The sequence below is a fragment of the Mycobacterium asiaticum genome, from assembly GCF_001673365.1.
Taxonomy (GTDB): Bacteria; Actinomycetota; Actinomycetes; order Mycobacteriales; family Mycobacteriaceae; genus Mycobacterium; species Mycobacterium asiaticum_A.
The window spans coordinates 47,366-53,565 of record NZ_LZLS01000103.1 but is presented as its reverse complement, the minus strand read 5'-3'; the positions used below and the strand labels follow the sequence as shown (position 1 = coordinate 53,565).

The following is a 6,200-nucleotide window of genomic DNA, read 5'->3' as shown; positions in this document are numbered from 1 at the left end:
CGGGTCCTGAAGTTGCCTCCCGGCGCGACGACCCCCATCGAGCTCCCGTTCGGTGAATTGGGGGCCGAGGGGGTGGCGGTGGATGCGGCGGGCAATGTGTATGTGGCCGATGCTCATGCACCCGCGCTGTGGAAGTGGACGCCGGGGGCGCGCGGCCCGGCGCTGATGCCGTTCGGGCACCTGAGCCGGCCCATTGCCGTGGCGCTGGGCAAAGACGGCAGCATCTACGTAGTGGACGAATTCCTGAATCAGGTGCTCAAGCTGCCGCCCAATTCGTCCAGCACCACTCAGCTGATGCCCACCACCGCGCTCAACGCGCCGGCGGGTGTGGCCGTGGACAAGGACGGCAATGTCTACGTCGCCGACCGTGGCGACCGCCATGTGCTCAAGCTGGCACCGGGCGCGACGACCGCGACCGAACTGCCGTTCGCCGGACTCGAGCAGCCCTACGGTGTGGCGGTGGACGACAACGGCACTCTCTACGTGTCTGACATCGACAAGCGACGGGTGTTCAGGTTGACCGCCGGGGCAACCAGCGCCACCGAAGTGGCGTTCCCCGGACTGAACTATCCACTCGGCGTGGCGCTCAACAAGGACGGGGACATCTTCGTCGTCGACTGCCACCGCAGTGACAACTGCGCGACCGGCAAGGTCCTGGAACTCGGTGTCGCACAGTGATACCCAGCGATACGACCAGACGGGCAGGGGGTGGTTATGACCGGTGATCCGACGGTCAGTCATTCCTCGAACTCGCGGGTGGGATCCCGGTTCGGTCCGTATCTGCTCCGAAAGTTGTTGGGCAGCGGTGGTTTCGGTGAGGTTTACGAGGCCGAAGACACCGTCATGCATCGCGTCGTGGCGCTGAAATTGTTGTCCAGCAGCTACTCTCACAACCCGGCGTTTCGGGAACGGTTGTTCCGCGAGGCGCGGACCGCCGGCCGGTTGCACGACCCCCATGTGGTGCCCATTCACGGCTGCGGCGAGATCGATGGTCAGCTCTACATCGACATGCGGCTCATCGACGGCACCGACCTGCAGAGCGTCCTCGACCGCAATGGCGCGATGCCGGCCGCGCGCGCGGTAGCGATCGTTCGCCAGATTGCCGCCGCGCTGGATGCCGCCCACGCGGAAACGGTGATCCACCGCGACGTCAAGCCGGCCAATATCCTGCTCGGCAGGGACGACTTCGCCTGCCTGGTCGACTTCGGGCTGGCCAATGCCGCCACGGACACCAAGCTGACCAGCGAAGGCACCACCGTCGGTTCGTTCGCTTACCTGGCTCCCGAACGACTGGCCTCCGGCCAGATCACGGTCGGCGCCGACATCTATGCGCTGGCTTGTGTGCTGCACGAATGTCTCACCGGGGAATCGCCGTACGGCAACCGAGGCGAGATACCGGCCCTTGTCGCCGCCCACCTAGCCGCCCCGCCGCCGCGCCCCAGCCAGCAGCGGCCGGGGATTCCGGTCGGCTTCGACGAGGTCATCGCGCTGGGCATGGCCAAGGACCCCGAACAGCGGTACCGCACCGCCGGCGAGCTGGGTGCGGCCGCCCAGCGTGCGCTGGAAACGCCGGTGCCAGAACGTGTCTGGGCACCGCCTGCGCCCGTCACACAGCCCTGGAAACACCCGCAGCCGGCGCCGATCCGCCATCCGGTTCCGCCGGTGCGGCGCAGGTCCCGACGCCGCGCGGCGCTCACCGTCGCGGGCATCTCGCTTCTCGCCGTGCTCGCCGTGGTCCTCGCGTTCGTCGTCACGCCGAAATCAACCCGCCACCCCGGCGCCACTAGCAGCGCGCAATCGACCCCCACGGCCCCGTCGTCCGCAAGCGTCCCGCCGCTGAACGCCGACCGACTGCCGGTCATCGGGCGCAGCGAACTCGGCGGCGTGGCGGTCGGCGCGAACGGTGACGTCTATGTCGTCGATACCGCCACCGCGGTGATCTACAAGCTCCCCCTGAATTCCGCCGCGCCAGTCGAGGTGCCGTTCCCCGGCCTCACCGCGCCCAAGCGCCTCGCTGTGGATGCGGCCGGCGCCGTGTACATCGCCGACTGGCCGCAGGGCGGTCCGAGTCGTATCTGGAAACTCCCCCCGGGCGCCGCCGCCCCGGCGGAGTTGCCGTTCGGGCGCGTCAACGCCCGGGGCATTGCGGTCGACGCCGACGGCAATGTGTATGTCGCCGACCGCGAGGAGGTACTTCAGCTCGCGCCGAATGCCGCCACACCAACCGTACTTCCGTTCGGGGGCGGCAGTTTTGAAGACGTCGCCGTCGACAGCGCGGGTGCCGTCTACGGCCTGCAGCGGGGCCGGCTGCTGAAGTTGGCTCGCGGCTCGGCAAGCCCCGCCCAGTTGCCGTTCGGCCCGCTCGGCACCGCCGAGGCAGCGGCAGTGGACGGCAAGGGCAACATCTACGTCGTCGACAACGCCGAAGGCATGGGCCGATTGCTCAAACTCGCCGTCGGCGCCGACGCGGCGACCTTGCTGGCCGCACCGGAGAACAAGCCGTTCGGTGACGTCGCCGTCGACGCCGCGGGCAACATTTATTTGACCCAGAGCACCCGACTGCTCAAGGTCACGGCCGGCTGACGCGATGAACCCCGGACAACACAGCGACCTCAAAACCGTTCTGGTGCAGCACGGTCCGCTCGACCCGGCTCGTGCGGTCGACGTGGTTCGCCAGATCGCCGCGGCCATTGACGGTTCGCCGGGCACCAGTGCGCGTGAGGTCACGACGAGCACCATTGCGCTGGCCCACGACGGCACCGCGTTTCTGACGGCGGGCACCGCCAGTGGGGCAACACCGTCGCAGGACCGCACCCGCATCCTGGTCACCGACAGCGAGGCGACGCATCGAGCGGCCATTGCGGCGCTGGCGGCGGTGCTGAACGAGTGCCTGACCGGTCATCCGCCCGACCCGGCAGCACGCCCGAGCCAACAGCGTCCCGGTCTGCCGAGCGCTTTTGACGACGTCATCATCCGCGGCCTGGCCACTCATCCAGACGTGCGCTTCGGCAGTGCGGCCGAGTTGGCAGCAGCCGCCCAACATGCCCTACCGATGGCCCCGCGCACCACCCCCAGCAGCCAGCCCACGGTCGTCGGCGCCCCGCTGCCCACCCGCGCTGAAGCGCCCAACGAAGTCACTCAGACGATCCAAATCCCTTCGGCCCCAACCACGCCCGACCAACCGGCCGTCCAGCACCGCAGCCCAACGGTGTCGTATCCGCACTCACATCCGAGGCAACTGCCGGCCCCGCCACTCCGCCCGCGACGGGGCCGAAAGGGCGGCCTGCTCGGCCCGATTATCGCGGCGATCGTGGTCGTCGCAGCGGTGGTGGCCGGCGCTATCACGATCCCGCGACTGGTCCATCACTCGGCGCCCAGCGCCGCGACGGGGCCGTCTTCGCCGCCGCGCACCTACACCTCGGCGCCGGTCGAGCTGCCGTTTCCCGGCTTGGATCGTCCCCGCAATGTGGCCGTCGACGGCAGCGGCAACATCTACGTGCTGTCCAGCGTGCTGGAGACGCCCGATCCGGACCCATTCGAATCCGGACGGCCCAAGCTGTTCAAGCTGGCGCCGGGAACAAACAGCGTGACCACGGTCGACTTTCGGGGCGTCGATTTCCGCATGGCCAACGACGTGACGGTCGACGCCGCCGGCAACGTCTATCTCTGCGACGGCAAACAAGTGTGGGAACTATCGCCCGGCGCCCCCGATCCGATCCGGCTGCCGTTCCAAGGATTCGTGTCGATCGCCGCGATTGCCATTGACGCCGCCGGCAACGCTTACGCCGTCGGAAATGTCGCAACCGGAAATATCCACGAGGTGCGGTACGGGGCGAAGAAGCTGATCCCAGGCGACAACCGACCGACCGACCTGTCCTTCACCGATCTGTATCTGCCGCATGGTATTACGGTGGACAAAGACGGCAACGTCTATGTGAGTGCCGGCGTCAAGGGGCGGGGCAAAGGGCACGTCCTCAAACTCGCCGCCGGCGCCACCACGACCACCGAACTGCCGCTGCCCGACGTGATCGAGCCGCAACACATGGCGGTCGACGCGCTCGGGAACGTCTTCGTCGCCGACGGGTTCGGTAAGGGCCTGTTCGAGCTGCGCGCCGGGGCCAGCACCGCCACGCTGATCCCGCTTGGCAGGCGAACGTCCGGCGTGGCCGTCGACTCCACCGGCACCCTCTTCATCACCGTGCCGGTCAGCCGCGATCAGTCCGATCATGTCATCAAGAACGCCCAGGTGCTGAAACTCGCACCCGACAAATAGCCTGCGTCAGCGACTGGGTCCCCCGCGCAGCTTGTTGCCGATGCGGATGGCCGGCAACAGCACGCTGCGCGGGAGCAGCCGACCGCCGGTGCTGGCGACTTTGGGCACTAATCCAGGCACCACGCCACGCTTGCCGGCCAGCATCCCGGCAATGGCCTGCTCGGCGACCTCCTGCGGCGACACCTGCGCCAGCGGGATGCTGAACCGCTCAGCGCTGGCGATCTCGGCCCACTCAGTGGGCACCGGTCCGGGGCACAGCGCCGTGACCGATACGCCGGTCCCGTGCAGTTCTTCCTGGACGGCCTCGGAGAAGGTCACCACGAACGCCTTGGTCGCCGAATACACCGCCATAAACGGAAGCGGCTGGAAACCCGCGATCGAGGCGATGTTGAGCACGGCGCCGGCGCCGCGCTCGACCATGCCGGGCAACACCGCCCGGGTGAGTTCCATCAGCGCAAGTGCATTGAGGGTGACTTGCTCACTTTCCCGCTCGGGCGCCAGCTCGTAGAAGCGCCCGCTGGTTCCGAACCCGGCGCTGTTGCACAGGCCGGCGATCGGGTCGGTGCTCAGCCGCTCGGCCAGCTGCGCGCGCGCTTCGGCGTCCGACAGGTCCAGCGGCAGAACCTCGACATCGACGTTGTGCGACTCACGCAACTTGGCGGCCAGCTCGTCGAGACGTTCGCGGCGCCGCGCCACCAGCATCAGCGGGAAGCCGCGGCGGGCCAGGCCCTTGGCCAGTTCGGTACCGATGCCCGAAGAGGCGCCGGTGATGACGACGGTGGCGTTCTTGTTCGGTTTGGGAAGACTCATGGTGTCACCAATGTATCCCTCGGGTCGCCTGCAGGAACGTCTCGCTTCGCTTGTCGATTGATGTTGCCTCCGTTGTGTTTTCGGCTCCCTTGGCGGCTGAGGAGTCCTCGAACATGCCGAACGCGCGGTTGCGCACCCGGTCCATCACCGCCGGATTGACGGCGTCGGCGACGGCGGCGAACTGTCCGAATGGCGAGCTGGCCCGACGCGGTTGGTGGATCAGCGCATCGGTGATCACCCCGGCGGCTTGGTCGGGGGTCAGCGTCGGGAATTTGTCGTACATGGTGGTGGGGCTGATCATCGGCGTCCGCACCAATGCCATGTGCACGGTGGTGAACCGAACGTTGTCGCTGACGGTCTCGGCCTGTAGCGCGTCGCAAAGACTGTCCAGTGCGGCTTTGCTGGCGATGTAGGCACCGAACCGCGGCGCCCGGGTCTGGACCCCGACCGAGGAGACGTTGATGATGTGGCCGAAGCCGCGTTCCCGCATGCCGGGGATGAATTTGAGGATCAGCTGTACCGCGCCCAGGTAGTTCAGCTGGATGGTCCGCTGGTAATCGTGGATTCGGTCGTAGGAAAGCGCCAGCGAGCGCCGAATGGAACGCCCGGCGTTGTTGATCAGGATGTCGACGCCGCCGAGATCTTCGAGCACTTTGTCTGCCATGGTGGCGATGGCATCCATGTCAGACAGATCGCACGGGTACACGTGGGCGGTGCCGCCGTTGGCGCGTATGTCGTCGGCCACCTTCTCCAGGTTCTCTAGCGTCCGCGCGACCAGCACCACCGTGCCGCCGGCCTCGGCGATCTTGTGCGCGGCGGCTTCACCGATGCCAGACGACCCACCGGTGATAAGGGCGATCTTGCCGTCGACGGCGTCGCTGAGCTTGCGACCCTGCACCGCATCGCGCAAGTTGCGCCAGTAGAACGGCCGGTACCGGCCCGCGGAGTTCGGCGTGTTGATGAGGTTCGACACTGCCGCAAACGGTTTCTCGACCAGGTTCGTGAGGTCGCCGAGGTTCATTGGCAGTTGCTCCTGATAGCCGTGTGGATGGTGTGACAGGGGGTCATAGAGCCAACCTAGGACATCGACCGGCGAATCGGTACCGGTTCCGCTGCC

At 67.4% G+C, this 6,200-nt stretch carries 4 protein-coding genes and 1 pseudogene; 3 read left to right on the top strand and 2 right to left on the bottom strand.

The genetic code is table 11. The features are described from left to right. From A5634_RS12100 to A5634_RS12090, 3 genes and pseudogenes are all read left to right on the top strand, one after another. Window positions 1–678, top strand: a pseudogene (locus A5634_RS12100) (serine/threonine protein kinase); the annotation flags it as partial. 36 nt (window positions 679–714) lie between these two features. Beyond that, window positions 715–2,583 (top strand): serine/threonine-protein kinase, encoded by a 1,869-nt coding sequence (locus A5634_RS29905; protein WP_065144286.1) that lies wholly within the window; start codon window positions 715–717, stop codon window positions 2,581–2,583. Between the two features lie 4 nt (window positions 2,584–2,587). Then, complete coding sequence (locus A5634_RS12090; RefSeq protein WP_065144285.1) at window positions 2,588–4,273, top strand: hypothetical protein; 1,686 nt, start codon at window positions 2,588–2,590, stop codon at window positions 4,271–4,273. Between the two features lie 6 nt (window positions 4,274–4,279). Here A5634_RS12090 and A5634_RS12085 read toward each other — a convergent pair whose 3' ends face one another. Beyond that, complete coding sequence (locus A5634_RS12085; RefSeq protein WP_065144284.1) at window positions 4,280–5,083, bottom strand: SDR family NAD(P)-dependent oxidoreductase; 804 nt, start codon at window positions 5,081–5,083, stop codon at window positions 4,280–4,282. A 4-nt stretch (window positions 5,084–5,087) separates the two neighbouring features. Next, window positions 5,088–6,104: an SDR family NAD(P)-dependent oxidoreductase gene (locus tag A5634_RS12080; RefSeq protein ID WP_065144292.1), complete on the bottom strand. Its 1,017-nt coding sequence runs from the start codon at window positions 6,102–6,104 to the stop codon at window positions 5,088–5,090. Window positions 6,105–6,200 lie beyond the last annotated feature (96 nt).